At 68.1% G+C, this 17,432-nt stretch carries 17 protein-coding genes; 12 read left to right on the top strand and 5 right to left on the bottom strand.

Annotated features, from left to right (window positions below):
• Positions 1 to 131: 131 nt before the first annotated feature.
• Positions 132 to 536, top strand: coding sequence for a VOC family protein (locus MMB92_RS26175; RefSeq protein ID WP_006483432.1), 405 nt, complete (start codon positions 132 to 134; stop codon positions 534 to 536).
• 73 nt (positions 537 to 609) lie between these two features.
• On the top strand, positions 610 to 1,296 hold the full coding sequence (locus tag MMB92_RS26170) for a YafY family protein (RefSeq protein ID WP_006497518.1): 687 nt from the start codon (positions 610 to 612) through the stop codon (positions 1,294 to 1,296).
• Positions 1,297 to 1,369: 73 nt separating this feature from the next.
• On the opposite strand, the gene MMB92_RS26165 is transcribed toward MMB92_RS26170, so the two are convergent.
• Positions 1,370 to 2,293 carry a carbon-nitrogen hydrolase family protein gene (locus MMB92_RS26165; protein ID WP_006483427.1) on the bottom strand — a complete coding sequence of 308 codons (924 nt, stop codon included), beginning with the start codon at positions 2,291 to 2,293 and terminating at the stop codon, positions 1,370 to 1,372.
• A gap of 89 nt (positions 2,294 to 2,382) precedes the next feature.
• Here MMB92_RS26165 and MMB92_RS26160 point away from each other — a divergent pair, with 89 nt between their 5' ends.
• Positions 2,383 to 3,303, top strand: a complete 921-nt coding sequence (locus tag MMB92_RS26160) for a LysR family transcriptional regulator (RefSeq protein ID WP_125332827.1) — start codon at positions 2,383 to 2,385, stop codon at positions 3,301 to 3,303.
• A 90-nt stretch (positions 3,304 to 3,393) separates the two neighbouring features.
• On the opposite strand, the gene MMB92_RS26155 is transcribed toward MMB92_RS26160, so the two are convergent.
• The 3 genes from MMB92_RS26155 to MMB92_RS26145 are packed head-to-tail and all read right to left on the bottom strand — an operon-like array spanning position 3,394 to position 6,322.
• On the bottom strand, positions 3,394 to 4,848 hold the full coding sequence (locus tag MMB92_RS26155; protein WP_058902145.1) for an NAD(P)(+) transhydrogenase (Re/Si-specific) subunit beta: 1,455 nt from the start codon (positions 4,846 to 4,848) through the stop codon (positions 3,394 to 3,396).
• Positions 4,845 to 5,171 (bottom strand): NAD(P) transhydrogenase subunit alpha, encoded by a 327-nt coding sequence (locus tag MMB92_RS26150; protein WP_006476884.1) that lies wholly within the window; start codon positions 5,169 to 5,171, stop codon positions 4,845 to 4,847. Before MMB92_RS26150 ends, MMB92_RS26155 begins: the two co-directional genes overlap by 4 nt.
• 11 nt (positions 5,172 to 5,182) lie before the next feature.
• A complete protein-coding gene (locus MMB92_RS26145) occupies positions 5,183 to 6,322 on the bottom strand; it encodes a Re/Si-specific NAD(P)(+) transhydrogenase subunit alpha (protein ID WP_012492952.1) in 1,140 nt (379 codons plus the stop codon).
• 279 nt (positions 6,323 to 6,601) lie between these two features.
• Between MMB92_RS26145 and MMB92_RS26140 the strand changes: the two genes are divergently transcribed.
• The 3 genes from MMB92_RS26140 (at position 6,602) to MMB92_RS26130 (ending at position 10,021) form a co-directional block, all read left to right on the top strand.
• Positions 6,602 to 7,111 (top strand): NUDIX hydrolase, encoded by a 510-nt coding sequence (locus MMB92_RS26140; RefSeq protein ID WP_006493325.1) that lies wholly within the window; start codon positions 6,602 to 6,604, stop codon positions 7,109 to 7,111.
• On the top strand, positions 7,108 to 8,283 hold the full coding sequence (gene mnmA, locus MMB92_RS26135; RefSeq protein ID WP_048987091.1) for a tRNA 2-thiouridine(34) synthase MnmA: 1,176 nt from the start codon (positions 7,108 to 7,110) through the stop codon (positions 8,281 to 8,283). The genes MMB92_RS26140 and mnmA overlap by 4 nt, the downstream gene beginning before the upstream one ends.
• 118 nt (positions 8,284 to 8,401) lie before the next feature.
• Positions 8,402 to 10,021, top strand: coding sequence for an FMN-binding glutamate synthase family protein (locus MMB92_RS26130; protein WP_006483441.1), 1,620 nt, complete (start codon positions 8,402 to 8,404; stop codon positions 10,019 to 10,021).
• Between the two features lie 103 nt (positions 10,022 to 10,124).
• Here MMB92_RS26130 and MMB92_RS26125 read toward each other — a convergent pair whose 3' ends face one another.
• Positions 10,125 to 10,739 (bottom strand): glutathione S-transferase N-terminal domain-containing protein, encoded by a 615-nt coding sequence (locus tag MMB92_RS26125; RefSeq protein ID WP_034178360.1) that lies wholly within the window; start codon positions 10,737 to 10,739, stop codon positions 10,125 to 10,127.
• A gap of 184 nt (positions 10,740 to 10,923) precedes the next feature.
• On the opposite strand from MMB92_RS26125, the gene MMB92_RS26120 reads away from it, so the two are divergent.
• The 6 genes from MMB92_RS26120 to ruvC all read left to right on the top strand — a co-directional run bounded on the left by MMB92_RS26120 (position 10,924) and on the right by ruvC (position 17,267).
• The gene (locus MMB92_RS26120) at positions 10,924 to 12,309 is read left to right on the top strand and encodes an aminopeptidase P N-terminal domain-containing protein (RefSeq protein ID WP_062911010.1); all 1,386 of its coding nucleotides are present in this window, start codon (positions 10,924 to 10,926) and stop codon (positions 12,307 to 12,309) included.
• 37 nt (positions 12,310 to 12,346) lie between these two features.
• A complete protein-coding gene (locus MMB92_RS26115) occupies positions 12,347 to 13,534 on the top strand; it encodes a UbiH/UbiF/VisC/COQ6 family ubiquinone biosynthesis hydroxylase (protein ID WP_006483428.1) in 1,188 nt (395 codons plus the stop codon).
• A 128-nt stretch (positions 13,535 to 13,662) separates the two neighbouring features.
• Positions 13,663 to 14,730 carry a tRNA dihydrouridine synthase DusB gene (gene dusB / locus MMB92_RS26110; RefSeq protein WP_006497523.1) on the top strand — a complete coding sequence of 356 codons (1,068 nt, stop codon included), beginning with the start codon at positions 13,663 to 13,665 and terminating at the stop codon, positions 14,728 to 14,730.
• Positions 14,727 to 14,960 carry a Fis family transcriptional regulator gene (locus MMB92_RS26105; protein ID WP_006476892.1) on the top strand — a complete coding sequence of 78 codons (234 nt, stop codon included), beginning with the start codon at positions 14,727 to 14,729 and terminating at the stop codon, positions 14,958 to 14,960. Before dusB ends, MMB92_RS26105 begins: the two co-directional genes overlap by 4 nt.
• A gap of 44 nt (positions 14,961 to 15,004) precedes the next feature.
• The gene (gene purH, locus MMB92_RS26100) at positions 15,005 to 16,570 is read left to right on the top strand and encodes a bifunctional phosphoribosylaminoimidazolecarboxamide formyltransferase/IMP cyclohydrolase (protein ID WP_006483450.1); all 1,566 of its coding nucleotides are present in this window, start codon (positions 15,005 to 15,007) and stop codon (positions 16,568 to 16,570) included.
• A 154-nt stretch (positions 16,571 to 16,724) separates the two neighbouring features.
• Positions 16,725 to 17,267: a crossover junction endodeoxyribonuclease RuvC gene (gene ruvC / locus MMB92_RS26095; RefSeq protein ID WP_006476894.1), complete on the top strand. Its 543-nt coding sequence runs from the start codon at positions 16,725 to 16,727 to the stop codon at positions 17,265 to 17,267.
• The last annotated feature ends 165 nt before the right edge of the window (positions 17,268 to 17,432 follow it).

Genomic DNA, 17,432 nt, shown 5'->3' with positions numbered 1-17,432 from the left:
GTCAAGGGTGACAACTCTACTGACAATACGGTGTCAGCAGCCCGCGATCACACTGCAATCCCGGCGCAATGCAGGCTGGTTTCCACACCGAATCCGCATAACAACGCAAACAACGCAACAAGGAGCTCGTCATGACGTCAGCAACCGCTACTGCCACCCTGGAACGCGCGATCGCCTGGTTCGACATTCCGTCCCTCGATTTCGACCGCGCGATCCGCTTTTACGAAACCGTGCTGCAAACCACGTTGCAGCGCGAAATCATCGGCGGCGTGCCGATGGCGACCTTCGATCGCGACGCGTCGAGCACGGGCGGCAGCATCGTGTTCGATCCGCAGCAGATGAAGCCGAGCGCGAACGGCGTGCTCGTCTACCTGAACGCCGGCGAATCGGTCGTCGCGGCGCTCGAACGCGCGAAGCGCGCGGGCGGCGTCGTGCAGGGCTCGGTCGTCGAGCTGCCGAACAACTACGGCTACGTCGGCTACCTGATCGACACGGAAGGCAACCGCGTCGGCCTGCACGCGCCGAAATGCCACTGAGCGCGGCGCTCAGCGGGCCGGCGCGGCGCTATCATCGCGAAGTCCCCGTAGCCAGAGGAATCGAGGTGCTGTCATGACCCGCCGTGCCGACCGCCTGTTCCAGATCGCCGAGCTGTTGCGCGGGCGTCGCCTCACGACCGCGCAGCAACTGGCCGACTGGCTGTCGGTGTCGCCGCGCACGGTCTATCGCGACGTGCGCGACCTGCAACTGTCAGGGGTCCCGATCGAAGGCGAGGCCGGCATCGGCTACCGGCTGAACCGCAACGCGAGCCTGCCGCCGCTCACGTTCACGGCCGAGGAGCTGGCGGCGCTCGCCACCGGCGCGCGCATGCTCGAGACCTGGGGCGGGGCGCGTTTCGCGAGCGGCGCACGCTCGGCGCTCGCGAAGATCGCGTCGGCGATGCCGGCCGACAAGCGCACGGCGCTCGACCGCCTGCCCGTGTTCGCGCCGTCGTTCCACATCGACGAGACGTTTTGCGCGAAGGTCGACGCGATCCACCAGGCGATCGACACGCGCCACATCGTCAGCTTCGACTATCGCGACCGGCTCGGCGCGCATTCGCAGCGCCGCGTATGGCCGCTCGGGCTCGTCTACTGGGGCGGGCGCTGGACGATCGGCGCGTGGTGCGAGCTGCGCGACGATTTCCGCACCTTCGACATCGCGCGGATGGGCGACATCACCGTGCACGAGCAGTTTCCGGACATGGAAGGCCGGCGGATCGCCGACTACATGCGGATCGCGGAAGCGCCGATGCGCTGACGCGACGCGGCGGCGGGCACCCGCCGCCGCCCTTCGTTTTCCGCGCGCCGTGTGGCGCCCACCTCCGCTTTCGCTACCCGCCGAACACCACGGGCCGCTTCGGCCGCTCGTCGACGTGCAGTGAAAACACGTCCGCACGCGCATAGTGGCCGACGACGTCGAAGTCGTAGCGCGCCTTCACGAGCTCGTCGGTATCGATGCGCGCCGTGACGAGCCCGGCCTCGCCGATCAGCGGCTCCGTCAACGGGTCGCCGAGCGGCCCGACGATCACGCTGCCGCCGCGGATCAGCGGCCGCTCGGGGTCCCAGCCCGGCACGTCGATGCCGAGCGCGCGCGGCGACGGCTGCACCTGGCACGCGCTCACGACGAAGCAACGCCCTTCGTGCGCGATGTGCCGCATCGAGCTTTGCCACACGTCGCGCTCGTCGACGGTCGGCGCGCACCAGATCTGCACGCCTTTCGCGTACATCGCGCAGCGCAGCAGCGGCATGTGGTTCTCCCAGCAGATCGCGGCACCCGCGCGGCCCGCGGCCGTCTCGACGACGGGCAGCGTCGAGCCGTCGCCCTGCCCCCAGATCAGCCGCTCGGTGCCGGTCGGCATCAGCTTGCGGTGCTTCGCGACGAGCCCGTCGCGCGGATCGAAGAACAGCGCCGTGCAGTACAGCGTGCTGCCGCCGCGCTCGATCACGCCGACCACGAGGCTCGCGCCGGTGCGCTGCGACAGCGCGGCCAGTTCGTCGGTTTCGGGCCCCGGTACGTCGATCGCCTGCGCGGCGTAGCGCGCATACGCGTCGCGCCCTTCGGGCAACCGGTAGCCGAGCCGCGTGCCGAAAATTTCGCCTTTCGGATAGCCGCCGAGCACGGCCTCGGGCAGCACGACCAGCGACGCGCCGCTGTCGCGGATCGCGGTTTCGTAGCCGAGGATCGTGTCGAGCGTGGCGCGCGTGCCGGCGGGCGATGCGCCGATCTGCAGCGCGGCGATGACTGACGTGGACATGAAGGCGTCTCCGGTGAATGCGGTGAATGGGATGACGCCATCTTTGTCGATATCATTTCATCGATCAAATCGATACAACGATAACTGACATGAATATGGATGATATCGCCAGCCTGGACCTGAACCTGCTGAAGGTGTTCGAGGCGCTGTACGAGGAAGGCGGCGCGAGCCGCGCGGCGCTGCGGCTCGATCTCACGCAGTCGGCGGTCAGCGCGGCGCTCGGGCGGCTGCGCGTGATCTACGCCGATCCGCTGTTCGTGCGCACCGGCCGCGGGCTCGCGCCGACGCCGCGCGCCGACGAACTGAAGCCGATCCTGTCCGACGCGCTCGACCGCTGCCGCGAAAGCCTCGCGATAGCGGCGGACGGCGGCGAGCGCGTTGGCCGCACGATCTCGATCGGGCTGTCCGACGATTTCGAGATCGCGCTCGGCCGCGCGCTGATCGATGCGGTCGCGCAAGCAGCCGCCGGCATCCGGCTGATCTTCCGGCAGACCCACAGCGGCATCGCCGGCGACGCGCTGCTGCGGCACGGCGTCGATCTCGCGATCGCGTCGGGGGGATTCTCGGCGAACGGCCTCAGCAGGCACGCGGTCGCCACCGGCGGCTATGCGTGCCTGATCGATCCGGCCGGCCGCGCACGGACACCGCGCACGCTGACGCTCGCCGAGTTCCTGCGGCGCGACCACCTGCTCGTGTCGTCGGGCGGCGTGATCGGCATCGTCGACGAGGCGCTGGCCGCGCTCGGCCACAAGCGGCGCGTCGCGGCGTCGACCACGCATTTCGCCGCGCTGCCGTACCTGCTCGCCGGCTCCGACGCGGTCGCGACGATTCCCGCGCATGCGGCGCGTGCGATCGCGCAGGCGACTTCGCTGCGCGCGCTCGCGTGCCCGGTCGACCTGCCGCGCTATCCGGTCGAAATCGGCTGGCGCACGAGCACGCAGCGCGACCCGGCGATCGTGCGCGTACGCGACGCGATCGCCGCTTGCATCGCGCAACGCGTCGCACCATGAAAAAAGGCCCAGCCGGCTTGCACCGGTCGGGCCTGTCCGGAGGCGCGACGTCCGCGCATCGAAGCGGGCGCCGCGTAGCCGGGGCGGGCGTTACTCGACGGCCTTCACCATGTCCTCGATGACCTTCTTCGCATCGCCGAACACCATCATCGTCTTGTCCATGTAGAACAGGTCGTTGTCGAGACCCGCGTAGCCGGCCGCCATCGAGCGCTTGTTGACGATCACCGTGCGCGCCTTGTACGCCTCGATGATCGGCATCCCCGCGATCGGCGATTTCGGATCGTTCTTCGCGGCCGGGTTCACGACGTCGTTCGCGCCGAGCACCAGCACCACGTCCACCTGGCCGAATTCGCCGTTGATGTCCTCCATCTCGTGCACGATCTCGTACGGCACTTCCGCTTCCGCGAGCAGCACGTTCATGTGCCCCGGCATCCGCCCGGCAACCGGGTGGATCGCGTACTTCACGTCGATGCCCTTCTCGACCAGCTTGTCGGTCAGCTCCTTCAGCGCGTGCTGCGCGCGGGCGACGGCGAGCCCGTAACCCGGCACGATCACGACCGATTCCGCGTTGCCGAGCATGAACGCCGCGTCGTCGGCCGAACCCGACTTCACCGGCCGCTGCTCCTGCGCGCCCGCCGCACCGCCGGCCGCCGCTTCGCCGCCGAACCCGCCGAGGATCACGTTGAAGAACGAGCGGTTCATCGCGTGGCACATGATGTACGACAGGATCGCGCCCGACGAGCCGACCAGCGAACCGGCGATGATCAGCATCGCGTTGTTCAGCGAGAAGCCGATGCCGGCCGCCGCCCAGCCCGAGTACGAGTTCAGCATCGACACGACCACCGGCATGTCCGCGCCGCCGATCGGGATGATGATCAGCACGCCGAGCACGAACGCGATCGCCGTCATGATGATGAACGGCAGCCACGCCTGCGTGATGAAGAACAGGATGCCGAAGCCGAGCATCGCGATCGCGAGCATCAGGTTGATCAGGTGCTGGCCGGCATACACGACCGGCGCGCCCTGGAACAGCCGGAACTTGTACTTGCCCGACAGCTTGCCGAACGCGATCACCGAACCGGAGAACGTGATCGCGCCGACGAACGTGCCGATGAACAGCTCGACGCGGTTGCCGTACGGGATGAAACTCGACGACACCGCGTCCTGCGGCACGAGCCCGAACGCTTCCGGCTCCGACACCACCGCGTACGCGATGCACACGGCCGCGAGACCGATCAGCGAGTGCATCGCCGCGACGAGTTCCGGCATCTTGGTCATCTCGACGCGCGCGGCGACGAATGCGCCGACGCCCCCGCCGACGATCAGCGCGCCGAGCACGAGCGCGAGGCCGAGCGGCAGGTTCGCGCCGAGCCACGTGGCCTGCTTGACGATCAGCGCGATCGTCGTGAGGATCGCGATGGCCATCCCGACCATCCCGAACAGGTTGCCGCGCCGCGCGCTCTTCGGGTTCGACAGGCCCTTCAGCGCCTGGATGAAGCACACCGACGCGACGAGGTACAGCAGCGTAACGACGTTCATGCTCATCGCGCGCCCTCCTTGCCGCCCTCGACACGCTTGGGCTCCTTCTTGCGGAACATCTCGAGCATGCGCCTCGTCACGAGAAAGCCGCCGAACACGTTGACGGCCGCGAGCGCGACCGCGAGCGTGCCGAAGAACTTGCCGGTCGCGCCGACGGTGAGCGCGGCCGCGAGCATCGCGCCGACGATCACGATCGCCGAGATCGCGTTGGTCACGGCCATCAGCGGCGTATGCAGCGCCGGCGTGACGTTCCAGACGACGTGGTAGCCGACGTACACCGCCAGCACGAAGATGATCACGTTGATCACCGTGTGATTGATGACTTCCATGGTCTCCTCCGTTATTTGCGCGCGAGCTCGCCGTCGCGGCACAGCAGCGTCGCGGCGACGATGTCGTCGGTCAGGTCGATGTTCAGCGTGCCTTCCTTCGTGACGATCAGCTTCATGAAGTCCAGCAGGTTGCGCGCGTACAGCGCCGACGCGTCCGACGCGACCATCGATGCGAGGTTCGTGTAACCGGCGATCGTCACGCCGTGGTGCACGATCACCTGGTCGGCGACGGTCAGCGGGCAGTTGCCGCCCTTGCGGCCGTCGATTTCCGGGCCGCGGCCGGCCGCGAGATCGACGAGCACCGAGCCGGGCTTCATCGACTGCGCGGTGTCGACCGAGATCAGCGTCGGCGCCGGACGCCCGGGAATCAATGCGGTGGTGATCACGATGTCGGCCTGCTTCGCGCGCTCGTGCACGAGCGCGGCCTGGCGGCCGAGCCATGACGGCGGCATCGGGCGCGCATAGCCGCCGACGCCCTGCGCGGCTTCGCGCTCTTCGTCGGTTTCGAACGGGACGTCGAGGAATTTCGCGCCGAGCGACTCGATCTGCTCCTTCACGGCCGGCCGCACGTCGGATGCCTCGATCACCGCGCCCAGCCGCTTCGCGGTCGCGATCGCCTGCAGGCCCGCGACGCCCGCGCCGAGAATCAGCACGCGCGCCGCCTTCACGGTGCCCGCGGCCGTCATCAGCATCGGCATGAAGCGCGGATACAGCGATGCGGCCACCAGCACGGCCTTGTAGCCGGCGATGTTCGCCTGCGACGACAGCACGTCGAGACTCTGCGCACGGGTGGTCCGCGGCGCGGCCTCGAGCGCGAAACCGGTCACGCCGGCCGCGGCGAGTTTCGCCGCCTGCTCGCCGTTGAACGGCTCGAGCATGCCGACCAGCACGGCGCCGCGCTTGAGCAACGGCAGTTCGGCGTCGGTGGGCGCCTGGACCTTCAGCACGAGGTCGGCGGCAAAAGCGGCCGACTGGTCGGTCAATTCGGCACCGGCGGCCACATAGGCTTCATCGGGATAGCTGGCTGCGCTGCCGGCCCCTTTCGCGATACTGACGCGATGGCCGGCCGCCGCGTATTTCTTCACGGTTTCCGGCGTCGCAGCCACACGCGCCTCGTTGGCCCGCGTTTCAGCAGGCACTCCAATATGCATCGTCAGTTCCTCCAGTCATTGTCAGTATTTCTTTTCTTGCGATTTTTACTGCGCAACGAGCCGGACAGGCTGACTTACCGGCTCACGAGCAACGGCTTTCACGCTGCACTTTAACCGAAAGCGATGGCCCCGCCAGCACTTTCCGCACGACCGTGCTCGAATGCGACATGCGCTTGACCCGTGCCGTCACGCATCCCCGGCACGGACGATCTGCCGGGGTCGGATTCGTCTAACCAGACGGCCGGCAGCGTTCGGGCGCAACCGGTAAAATGCCGAACCATGAAACCCGAACTCTGGACCCCGCATGTGACGGTCGCCGCGCTCGTCGAGCGCGCCGGCCGCTTTCTCGTGATCGAGGAAGAAACCTCGACGGGCCTGCGCATCAATCAGCCGGCCGGTCATCTCGAAGCCGGCGAAACGCTGGCCGACGCCGTGATCCGCGAAACGCTCGAGGAAACCGCGCACCCGTTCACGCCCGACGCGCTCGTCGGCGTCTATCTCGCGCACTACGAGCGCCCCGGCAGCGCCGGCGCGACCTACCTGCGCTTCACGTTCTGCGGCACGGCCGGCGAGCCGATCGCGGGCCATGTGCTCGACGACGGCATCGTGCGCACGCTGTGGATGACGGCGGACGAGCTGCGCGCGTGCAGCGAGCGCCATCGTTCGCCCGCGGTGATGCGCTGCGTCGACGACTATCTCGCCGGGCGGCGCATCCCGCTCGATTTCGTGCACACGCATTCGGTCGCCCCGCGCCCCGAGGCATTCGAACGTCAGGCGGTCAGCAAATGAGCAAGCGCCGTGTAGTGGTGGGCATGTCGGGCGGCGTCGATTCGTCGGTGACCGCGTGGCTGCTGAAGGAACAGGGCTACGACGTGGTCGGCCTGTTCATGAAGAACTGGGAAGACGACGACGACGGCGAGTACTGCTCGACGCGCCAGGACTGGATCGACGTCGTGTCGGTGGCCGACCTGATCGGCATCGACGTGGAAGCCGTCAACTTCGCCGCGGAATACAAGGACCGCGTGTTCGCCGAGTTCCTGCGCGAATACTCGGCCGGCCGCACGCCGAACCCCGACGTGCTCTGCAATGCCGAGATCAAGTTCAAGGCGTTCCTCGACCACGCGATGTCGCTCGACGCGGAAATGATCGCGACCGGTCACTACGCACGCGTGCGCGAACGCGACGGGCGTTTCGAACTGCTGAAGGCTTTCGATCATACGAAAGACCAGTCGTACTTCCTGCACCGGCTGAACCAGGCGCAACTGTCGAAGACGATGTTCCCGCTCGGCGAGATCCCGAAGACGAAGGTGCGCGAGATCGCCGCGCAGATCGGGCTGCCGAATGCGAAGAAGAAGGATTCGACCGGCATCTGCTTCATCGGCGAACGGCCGTTCCGCGATTTCCTGAATCGCTACCTGCCGACCAAGCCGGGCCCGATGAAGACGCCCGACGGCAAGGTGGTCGGCGAGCACATCGGCCTCGCGTTCTATACGTTCGGCCAGCGCAAGGGCATCGGCCTCGGCGGCAGCAAGAGCGGCAGCGGCGAGCCGTGGTTCGTCGCCGCGAAGGACATCGCATCGAACACGCTGTACGTCGCGCAGGGCCACGATCATCCGTGGCTGCTGTCGCGCGAGCTCGTCGCCGGCAACGTGAGCTGGGTCGCCGGCGAGCCGCCGGCCGACGGCTTCGCGTGCGGCGCGAAGACGCGCTACCGGCAGGCCGACGCGGCGTGCGTATTCGGGCGGGCCGCGACAGGCGCCGAGGCCGCCGGCCCGGCAGGCGAAGCGCGCTTCTCGCTCGCGTTCGACGACGCGCAGTGGGCCGTCACGCCCGGCCAGTCGGCCGTGCTGTACGACGGCGAGATCTGCCTCGGCGGCGGCATCATCGAATCCGCGGCCACCGGCCAGCCCGGTCAGGCCACGTCGGCGGGCCACGCGCCGGCACTCGCCGAAGCACGCTGACATCCATTCGGTTTAGACTTGCGGCACGTCGCGCCCGGCGGAACACGATTCCGCCGCGGCCGGCGCGCCGCCGCGCAGCGTACGCATGGCGGTATTTCAAGATTCTTACGGAGTCCCCATGCTTTCAAGACGCTACCTCGCGATGTGGTGTGCTGTCCTGCTGCTCATCGCCGCGGCCGCACTCGCGTCGATCCACGTGCTTTCGTGGCTGTGGATCATCCTCCCCGTCGCCCTCGTCGCGCTCGGCCTGTACGACCTGAACCAGGACCGCCACGCGATCCTGCGGAACTACCCGCTCTGGGGCCACTTCCGCTTCCTGTTCGAATTCATCCGACCTGAAATCCGCCAGTACTTCGTCGAGGACGACACCGACGAGAAACCGTTCTCGCGTGCGCAGCGCAGCCTCGTCTACCAGCGCGCGAAGAACGTCGCCGACAACCGCCCGTACGGCACCGAGCTGAACGTGAAGGCCGTCGCGCACGAATGGATCAGCCATTCGCTCGCGCCGACGAAGCTGCCGAACCACGATTTCCGCATCCGCGTCGGCGCGAGTCGCGCGCAACCGTACGACATTTCGATCTTCAACATCTCGGCGATGAGCTTCGGCTCGCTGTCCGCGAACGCGATCCGCTCGCTGAACCTCGGCGCGAAGAAAGGCGGCTTCGCGCACGACACCGGCGAAGGCTCGCTGTCGAAGTACCACCGCGAGCACGGCGGCGACATCATCTGGGAAATCGCGTCCGGCTACTTCGGCTGCCGCAACGACGACGGTACGTTCAATCCGGACAAGTTCGCGAAGCAGGCCGCCGATCCGCAGGTCAAGATGATCGAGGTGAAGCTGTCGCAGGGCGCGAAGCCCGGCCACGGCGGCGTGCTGCCGGCCGCGAAGATCACGCCCGAGATCGCCGAGACGCGCGGCGTGCCGATGGGCAAGGACTGCATCTCGCCCGCGACGCATTCGGAATTCTCGACGCCGCGCGGGCTGCTCGAATTCGTCGAGCGGCTGCGCACGCTGTCCGGCGGCAAGCCGACCGGCTTCAAGCTGTGCATCGGCCATCCGTGGGAATTCTTCGGGATCGCCAAGGCGATGCTCGAGACCGGCATCGTGCCCGACTTCATCGTCGTCGACGGTGCGGAAGGCGGCACCGGCGCGGCGCCGCTCGAATTCACCGACCACGTCGGCGTGCCGCTGCAGGAAGGGCTGCTGCTCGTGCACAACACGCTCGTCGGAATCGGCGTGCGCGATCGCGTGAAGCTCGGCGCGAGCGGCAAGATCATCACCGCGTTCGACATCGCGCGCACGCTCGCGATCGGCGCGGACTGGGTGAACTCGGCGCGCGGCTTCATGTTCGCGGTCGGCTGCATCCAGGCGCAGCACTGCCACACCGACCGCTGCCCGACCGGCGTCGCGACGCAGGACCCGGTGCGCCAGCGCGCGCTCGTCGTGCCCGACAAGGCCGAGCGCGTGTACAACTTCCACCGCAACACGCTGCATGCGCTGCAGGAACTCGTGCAGGCGGCCGGACTCGCCCATCCGTCCGAGCTGCGCGCGCATCACATCGTGCAGCGGGTCGCGCCGCACGAGGTGCGATTGATGTCGCAACTGCTGAAGTACCTGAAGCCCGGTGCGCTGCTCGACGGCCAGACCTGCGGCTTCTCGCTGTACGACAAGTGGTGGCCGATCGCGCGCAGCGATTCGTTCACGCTCGGCGAAGCCGTGTACGCATCGATCGAGTGACGCACGCGGCCGCTCCGCTGCGGCGGCCCACGCGACAAAAAGAAAAGCGCCCCGCGGGGCGCTTTTCTTTCGTCTGCCGAATGCGCGCGGGCCGGGCCGCGGCTCAGTTCTGCGGCAGCGTATCGGCGAACGACGGTCGCTGCTGCAGCTTCACGAAGTGCTTGTCGAGGTTCGGGTGGCGATCGCGCCAGTTAAGCTCGGGCATCCGGAAGTCGAGGTAGCCGAGCGCGCAGCCGAGTGCGATGTCGGCGAGCGTGTAATGATTACCGACGCACCACGTCTTGCCGCCGAGCCCCTGCGACATCGCGACGAGCGCATCGTCGATCTTGCGTTGCTGGCGCGCGATCCAGCTCGGGCTGCGCTGCCCTTCTTCGCGCAGCGTGTGTTCGAGACGGATCGCGACCGCCGCGTCGAGCACGCCGTCGCCCAGTGCTTCCCAGCAGCGCACTTCCACGCGCTCGCGGCCCGACGGCGGAATCAGCTTGCCGACCGGCGACAGCGTATCGACGTATTCGCAGATCACGCGGGAATCGAACACCGCGGCACCATCCTCCATCACGAGGCACGGGACCTTGCCGAGCGGATTCGAAGCATGAATATCCGTCTCCGGCGCCCACACGTTCTCGAGCTCCAGCTTGTAGTCGATCTTCTTTTCAGCAAGCACGATCCGCGCCTTTCGGACGTACGGGCTGCTGAGCGAACCGATTAATTTCATCATCTGCCTTTTTAAGGGAACCGCCGAGAGTATACGTTGTCGTCGATCATAACCGGCCGGTGCAGCCGGGTAGAAAATCGCCCGTCCGGCCTGTGGATGGTTTGCAACAGCGGCCGCGCGGGCCCAGTCGGTGCGGCTTCCGGCCCCACTCTCACGCACGGCGTCACGCGGCGCTACAATCGCACGAATGAACGCGCCCCTCGATACCGCCATCGCCGTCGACGTCTACCGCCAGCGCCGTGAACGCGTGCTTGCCGCACTGCGTGCCGCGGGCGGCGGCGTCGCCATCGTCCCCACCGCGCCGGAAATGCTGCGCAACCGCGATACGGCCTACCCGTACCGGTTCGACAGCTACTTCCATTACCTGACGGGCTTCACCGAGCCGGATGCCGTGCTCGTGCTGAACGCGGCCGCGCCGCACGGCGCGCCGCAATCGATCCTGTTCTGCCGCGCCAAGAACGTCGACCGCGAGATCTGGGAAGGCTTCCACTACGGGCCCGAGGCCGCGCGCGACGCGTTCGGCTTCGACGCGGCGTTCGCGGTCGACGTGATCGACACCGAGATGCCGCGCCTGCTCGCCGATGCGGGCACCGTCCACTACCGGTTCGGCGCATCGGCCGACTTCGAGCGCCAGCTCGCCGGCTGGCTCGACGCGGTGCGCGCGCAGGCACGCGCGGGCGTCGCCGCGCCGGACGCGCTGCTCGATCTCACGCCGCTGCTCGACGACATGCGGCTCGTGAAGGACGAACACGAACTCGCGATCATGATGCGCGCCGCGCACATCTCCGCGCTCGCGCATCGCCGCGCGATGCAGGTGTGCCGCCCCGGCATCCGCGAATACGAGCTCGAGGCCGAGCTGCTGTACCTGTTCCGCAAGCACGGCGCGCAGGCGCCCGCGTACGGCTCGATCGTCGCGGCCGGCGCGAACGCGTGCGTGCTGCACTACCCGGCCGGCAACGCGGCCGCGCGGGACGGCGACCTGATCCTGATCGACGCCGCCTGCGAACTCGACGGCTATGCATCCGACATCACCCGCACGTTCCCGGCGAACGGGCGCTTCTCGCCCGCGCAGCGCACGCTGTACGACATCGTGCTCGCCGCGCAGCAGGCCGCGATCGACGCGACGCGCGCGGGCGTGCCGTTCGAGGCGCCGCACGACGCGGCCGTACGCGTGCTCGCCCAGGGGCTGCTCGACACCGGCATCATCCCGAAAACGCGCTTCTCGAACGTCGACGACGTGATCGCCGAGCGTGCGTACACGCGCTTCTACATGCACCGCACCGGCCACTGGCTCGGCATGGACGTGCACGATTGCGGCGACTACCGCGAGCGGCTCGCCGCGCGCGACGCCAACGGCGCGCTGCCGTGGCGCACGCTGAAGCCCGGCATGACGCTCACCGTCGAGCCCGGCCTGTATGTGCGCGCGGCCGACGACGTGCCGCCCGAGTACTGGAACATCGGCATCCGCATCGAGGACGACGCGATCGTGCGCGAGCACGGCTGCGAACTGATCACGCGCGGCGTGCCGGTCGCGGCCGACGAGATCGAGGCGCTGATGCGCGCGGACGCATGACCGGCCGCCGACCGTACCCTCCGTTTCACGAATCAAGATGACGACCGCTTCCTCCCCGGCCACGCCGGACTACGACCTCGCCATCGTCGGCGCGGGCCCCGTCGGGCTCGCGCTCGCCGGCTGGCTCGCCCGCCGCAGCGCGACGCAGCACGCGTCGATCGCGCTGATCGATGCGCGCGAACCGGCCGCGAGCGCGAACGACCCGCGCGCGATCGCCGTGTCGCACGGCAGCCGCGTGCTGCTCGATACGCTCGCATGGCCCGCCGACGCCACGCCGATCGAACATATCCACGTGTCGCAGCGCGGCCATTTCGGCCGCACGCTGATCGACCGCGACGAACACGCGCTCGCCGCGCTCGGCTACGTGGTGCGCTACGGCTCGATCGTGCAGGCACTCGCGGGCGCCGTACGCGGCACGCGCGTCGACTGGCTCACGTCGACCACCGCGCACACGCCGCAGCAGGATGCCGACGGCGTCACGCTGACGCTCGACGGCCCGCAAGGCGAACGCACGCTGCGTGCGCGCATCGTCATCAACGCCGAAGGCGGGCTGTTCCACCAGCAGCAGGCCGATACGGGCAAGCATCGCCGCGACTACGGCCAGACCGCGCTCGTCGGCACGGTCACGGTATCGGCGCCGCGCCCGAACGTCGCGTGGGAACGCTTCACGCACGAAGGCCCGCTCGCACTGCTGCCGCTGGGCGGGCCGCGTCAGGCCGACTACTCGCTCGTCTGGTGCTGTACGCCCGACGAAGCGGCGCGACGGGCCGCGCTGCCCGACGATGCGTTCCTGCGCGAGCTCGGCAGCGTGTTCGGCGAACGCATGGGCGAATTCGTCGCGATCGCCGGGCGCGCGTCGTTCCCGCTCGGCCTGAACGCCGCGCAGACGCTCGTCAACGGCCGCATCGCGATCGTCGGCAATGCCGCGCAAACGCTGCATCCGGTGGCAGGCCAGGGGCTCAACCTCGGCCTGCGCGATGCACACACGCTCGTCGACACACTGTCCGCACAAGGCTTCGAAGCGACCGCGCTCGCGACCTTCAACGCGCGCCGCGCGCTCGACCGGCGCTTCACGATCGGCGCGACCGACACGCTGGCGCGCCTGTTCACGATCGACGCGGGCCCGCTGCCGCTGCTGCGTGGCGCGGCGCTCACCGCGCTCGAATTCGTGCCGCCGCTCAAGAAGGCGATCGCACGCCAGATGATGTTCGGCCAGCGCAACTGACACGCGGCGCGCCGCACCGCCTCTCCAGGCAAACCGGGTCAAATCGGCGGGGCATGGGAATACGGTAAAATGCCCGTTTTCCGTCTTCCCTTCCCCTGCCCGCGCGTGCCGCGGGCGGCGCCATTACGATGCCCGTTATCGGCCCTCACGTATTGCGTAACAACCTGTTCGTCGCCCCGATGGCCGGGGTGACGGATCGTCCGTTCCGCCAGCTGTGCAAACGGCTGGGGGCCGGTTACGCCGTGTCCGAGATGGTCGCGTCGAACGCGCAGCTGTGGAAAAGCGCGAAGACGATGCGGCGCGCGAACCACGAAGGCGAAGTCGAGCCGATCGCGGTGCAGATCGCCGGCGCCGATCCGGCGATGATGGCCGAAGCGGCCCGCTACAACGTCGACAACGGCGCGCAGATCATCGACATCAACATGGGCTGCCCGGCGAAGAAGGTCTGCAACGTCGCGGCCGGCTCCGCGCTGCTGCAGAACGAGCCGCTCGTGCAGCGGATCGTCGAGGCGGTCGTCGCGGCGGTCGGTACCGGGCCCGATGCGGTGCCCGTCACGTTGAAGATCCGCACCGGCTGGGACCGCGAGCACAAGAACGCGATCACGGTCGCGCGCCTGGCCGAGGCAGCCGGCATCTCGATGCTGACCGTGCACGGCCGCACGCGCGCCGACCTGTACCGGGGCGACGCCGAGTACGACACGATCGCGGCCGTGAAGGCGGCCGTGCGGATTCCGGTCGTCGCGAACGGCGACATCACATCGCCCGCCAAGGCGAAGGCCGTGCTCGATGCAACCGGCGCCGACGCGCTGATGATCGGTCGCGCCGCGCAAGGCCGGCCGTGGCTGTTCCGCGAAATCGATCATTTCCTGCAAACCGGCGAGCTGCTGCCCCCGCCGCGGATCGACGAGATCCAGCACGTGATGAACGAACACCTGGAAGACCACTACGCTTTCTATGGCGAATTCACCGGCGTCCGTACTGCGCGCAAGCACATCGGCTGGTACACTCGCGGCCTTTCCGGTGCCAACGGGTTCCGGCACCGAATGAACACGCTCGATTCCACCCGCGAGCAACTCGCCGCCGTCAATGCATTCTTCGAGGCGCAAAAGGCGCTGTCGGACCACCTCGTCTACGTCGACGACGAAGAGGAAAACGGCCAGGGCGAGTCGGACGACCATAACCAGTTAGCAGCATGAGCAAGCACAACATCGAACAATGTGTCCGCGAGAGCCTGGACGTGTATTTCCGGGATCTAGACGGCTCCAATCCGCACGACGTCTATGAAATGGTGATGTCCTGCGTCGAAAAGCCGATGCTCGAGGTCGTGCTCGTACAGGCCGGCGGCAACCAGTCGCTTGCCGCGGAGTACCTCGGCATCAATCGCAATACGCTGCGCAAGAAGCTGCAGCAGCACGGCCTGCTGTAGGCGGCCGTCCCGTCCCCGTTTCCCTGGCTATTGGTGGTTCCATCATGATCAAGCAAGCGCTCATTTCCGTTTCCGACAAGACCGGCATCGTCGACTTCGCGAAGTCGCTGTCCGACCTCGGCGTCAAGCTGCTGTCGACGGGCGGCACCGCGAAACTCCTCGCCGACGCGGGCCTGCCCGTGACCGAAGTGGCCGATTACACGGGCTTCCCGGAAATGCTCGATGGGCGCGTGAAGACGCTCCACCCGAAGGTGCACGGCGGCATCCTCGCCCGCCGCGACCTGCCCGAGCACATGCAGGCGCTCGAACAGCACGGCATCCCGACGATCGACCTGCTCGTCGTGAACCTGTATCCGTTCGTCGCGACGATCGCGAAGGACGACTGCACGCTCGCCGACGCGATCGAGAACATCGACATCGGCGGCCCGACGATGCTGCGCTCGGCCGCGAAGAACCACCGCGACGTGACGGTCGTCGTCGATCCGGCCGACTACGCGGTCGTGCTCGATGAAATGAAGGCGAACGGCAATACGGTCGGCTACCCGACCAACTTCCGCCTCGCGACGAAGGTGTTCGCGCACACCGCGCAATACGACGGCGCGATCACGAACTACCTGACGAGCCTGACCGACGAGCTGAAGCACGCATCGCGCAGCGCGTACCCGGCCACGCTGAACCTGGCGTTCGACAAGGTTCAGGACCTGCGCTACGGCGAGAACCCGCACCAGAGCGCGGCGTTCTACCGCGACCTCGCGGCGCCGGCCGGCGCGCTGGCGAACTACCGCCAGTTGCAGGGCAAGGAACTGTCGTACAACAACATCGCGGATTCGGACGCGGCGTGGGAATGCGTGAAGACGTTCGACGCGCCGGCCTGCGTGATCATCAAGCATGCGAACCCGTGCGGCGTCGCGGTCGGCAACGACTCGGCCGACGCGTACGCGAAGGCCTTCCAGACCGACCCGACCTCGGCATTCGGCGGCATCATCGCGTTCAACCGCGAAGTCGACGAAGCGGCCGCGCAAGCCGTTGCGAAGCAGTTCGTCGAAGTGCTGATCGCCCCGTCGTTCTCCGACGCCGCGAAGCAGGTGTTCGCCGCGAAGCAGAACGTGCGCCTGCTCGAAATCGCGCTGGGCGACGGCCATAACGCATTCGACCTGAAGCGCGTCGGCGGCGGCCTGCTCGTGCAGTCGCTCGATTCGAAGAACGTGCAGCCGCACGAGCTGCGCGTCGTCACGAAGCGGCACCCGACGCCGAAGGAAATGGACGACCTGCTGTTCGCATGGCGCGTCGCGAAGTACGTGAAGTCGAACGCGATCGTGTTCTGCGGCAATGGCATGACGCTCGGCGTCGGCGCCGGCCAGATGAGCCGCGTCGATTCCGCCCGCATCGCGAGCATCAAGGCGCAGAACGCCGGCCTGACGCTGACCGGCTCGGCCGTCGCGTCGGATGCGTTCTTCCCGTTCCGCGACGGCCTCGACGTCGTCGTGGCGGCCGGCGCGACCTGCGTGATCCAGCCGGGCGGCTCGATGCGCGACGACGAAGTGATCGCGGCAGCCGACGAGCACAACATCGCGATGATCCTGACGGGCGTGCGCCACTTCCGTCACTGATCGCCGCACGCGGCCCGCGCGGCCGCTGCACCGGAACCCGGCGGCATCATCCCCGCCGGGTTTTTTATTGCGCGACGCCTTCGCGCACGGCCGGGCAACCGGTGTGCCGCACCATTCGTTGTAGTATCGCTGCATCACGCCACTCTCCTCACTCATGCGAATTCTCGGCATCGACCCCGGCCTGCGCGTCACCGGCTTCGGCGTCATCGACGTCAGCGGCCACCGGCTCGCCTATGTCACGAGCGGTGTGATCCGCACGCCGACGGCCGACCTGGCCACCCGGCTCGGCACGATCTTCCAGGGCGTGTCGACGATCGTGCGCGAACACGCGCCCGACCAGGCCGCGATCGAAAAGGTGTTCGTCAACGTGAACCCGCAGTCGACGCTGCTGCTCGGCCAGGCGCGCGGCGCCGCGATCTGCGGCCTCGTCGCGGGTGGCCTGCCGGTCGCCGAATACACGGCGCTGCAGCTCAAGCAGGCCGTGGTCGGCTATGGCCGCGCGACCAAGACGCAGATGCAGGAAATGGTCACACGGCTGCTCAACCTGTCCGGCCAGCCCGGCTCCGATGCGGCCGACGCGCTCGGCATGGCGATCTGCCATGCGCACGGCGGCAACACGCTCAGCACGCTGGGCGGCCTCGCGCCGGCGCTCGCGCAGAAAGGGCTGCGGGTGCGGCGCGGCAGACTGGTCGGCTGACGCCGCACACCGCGGCCCGGCACGTCGGCTCGACTGCATTGGCCGCCTTGCCCGGTTTGCCCGCGCCCGCCATGCGCGCGACCCGCGCCGCTTCGGCCTGACGGCCGCGCCCATCGGCATTGCGCCGCGCGTGCGCTACACTCGCGCTTTCTTCCTCGCATCCCG

The organism is Burkholderia sp. IO2 (assembly GCF_029522185.1).
In the GTDB taxonomy this organism is placed as follows: domain Bacteria; phylum Pseudomonadota; class Gammaproteobacteria; order Burkholderiales; family Burkholderiaceae; genus Burkholderia; species Burkholderia cenocepacia.
Note: the sequence above shows the minus strand (reverse complement) of the source record. Positions and strands in the feature narration are given on the sequence as shown.

Coding starts and splice junctions, on each gene's coding strand:
- MMB92_RS26160 (WP_125332827.1), top strand. CDS start 2,383: ATGAATATGGATGATATCGCCAGCCTGGACCTGAACCTGCTGAAGGTG.
- MMB92_RS26140 (WP_006493325.1), top strand. CDS start 6,602: ATGAAACCCGAACTCTGGACCCCGCATGTGACGGTCGCCGCGCTCGTC.
- MMB92_RS26125 (WP_034178360.1), bottom strand. CDS start 10,739: ATGATGAAATTAATCGGTTCGCTCAGCAGCCCGTACGTCCGAAAGGCG.
- MMB92_RS26150 (WP_006476884.1), bottom strand. CDS start 5,171: ATGGAAGTCATCAATCACACGGTGATCAACGTGATCATCTTCGTGCTG.
- MMB92_RS26155 (WP_058902145.1), bottom strand. CDS start 4,848: ATGAGCATGAACGTCGTTACGCTGCTGTACCTCGTCGCGTCGGTGTGC.
- MMB92_RS26115 (WP_006483428.1), top strand. CDS start 12,347: ATGACGACCGCTTCCTCCCCGGCCACGCCGGACTACGACCTCGCCATC.
- MMB92_RS26105 (WP_006476892.1), top strand. CDS start 14,727: ATGAGCAAGCACAACATCGAACAATGTGTCCGCGAGAGCCTGGACGTG.
- MMB92_RS26175 (WP_006483432.1), top strand. CDS start 132: ATGACGTCAGCAACCGCTACTGCCACCCTGGAACGCGCGATCGCCTGG.
- purH (WP_006483450.1), top strand. CDS start 15,005: ATGATCAAGCAAGCGCTCATTTCCGTTTCCGACAAGACCGGCATCGTC.
- MMB92_RS26145 (WP_012492952.1), bottom strand. CDS start 6,322: ATGCATATTGGAGTGCCTGCTGAAACGCGGGCCAACGAGGCGCGTGTG.
- ruvC (WP_006476894.1), top strand. CDS start 16,725: ATGCGAATTCTCGGCATCGACCCCGGCCTGCGCGTCACCGGCTTCGGC.
- MMB92_RS26170 (WP_006497518.1), top strand. CDS start 610: ATGACCCGCCGTGCCGACCGCCTGTTCCAGATCGCCGAGCTGTTGCGC.
- MMB92_RS26130 (WP_006483441.1), top strand. CDS start 8,402: ATGCTTTCAAGACGCTACCTCGCGATGTGGTGTGCTGTCCTGCTGCTC.
- mnmA (WP_048987091.1), top strand. CDS start 7,108: ATGAGCAAGCGCCGTGTAGTGGTGGGCATGTCGGGCGGCGTCGATTCG.
- MMB92_RS26120 (WP_062911010.1), top strand. CDS start 10,924: ATGAACGCGCCCCTCGATACCGCCATCGCCGTCGACGTCTACCGCCAG.
- dusB (WP_006497523.1), top strand. CDS start 13,663: ATGCCCGTTATCGGCCCTCACGTATTGCGTAACAACCTGTTCGTCGCC.
- MMB92_RS26165 (WP_006483427.1), bottom strand. CDS start 2,293: ATGTCCACGTCAGTCATCGCCGCGCTGCAGATCGGCGCATCGCCCGCC.